Source organism: Telluria sp. AZSoR62 (assembly GCF_058111565.1).
In genome coordinates this window covers 1-673 of record NZ_JBYTST010000044.1, presented here as the reverse complement: position 1 = coordinate 673, position 673 = coordinate 1, and the positions used below count along the sequence as shown (strand labels likewise).

At 56.5% G+C, this 673-nt stretch carries 1 protein-coding gene; it reads right to left on the bottom strand.

Features of this window, described 5'->3' with window-relative positions; all coding sequences use genetic code 11:
• Positions 1-673 (bottom strand): IS110 family RNA-guided transposase (locus AC3XQU_RS22760; RefSeq protein ID WP_489876436.1); only part of this gene is annotated, 673 nt, incomplete at both ends.

Below are 673 nucleotides of genomic sequence, written 5' to 3'. Positions count from 1 at the left end.
GTACTGCCGGTACGGCAAACGACCGACCTTCCTTTGACCGAGGTGCCTGATGTATGGTGTTTCGGTGTCACGCCAAGAAATGCGGCTAGTGCTTTCGCATTTTTGAAGCGTCGGATGTCGCCCAGGTGTCCCAGAATGCGAGCTACCGTAGTCGGTCCGATTCCCGGGATGCTGGTAATCAGGGCAGCATCGCGCTTGAGGCCAGGATGCCGGTCGATGTGGTCCTCGATGTCTTTTTCCAACTTCCTGATTTCGCCATCGATCCATTTGACATGTTCAGCCACATGGGCCGCAACGTCGTCCATGCCGCTGACGAGGAGCGCCTCGCGCCGATTTTCTTCCTGCTGCCGGATGTCTTTTAACGACTGCACCCGTAGCGACCAGGCGCGCAGCTGGCGTTGTTCCAGCGGTGGCGGCACCCAAGGCGTCGGCTTCATCGCTGCGCAGTAGCGCGCAATGAGTGCGGCATCGATGGCATCGTTTTTGTTGCGGATATTTTCACTGCGGCCGAATCCTTTGATGCAGGATGGATTGACTACACTGACTTTCAGGCCTGCTTCATGCAGCTTCAATGCAAGCGCTTCGTAGTAAACCCCGGTCGCTTCCATGCACACGTGCATGGCTGCCAGATCGGCTTTCGACTTGCCGAGCCATTCCAATAAATTGATATGCC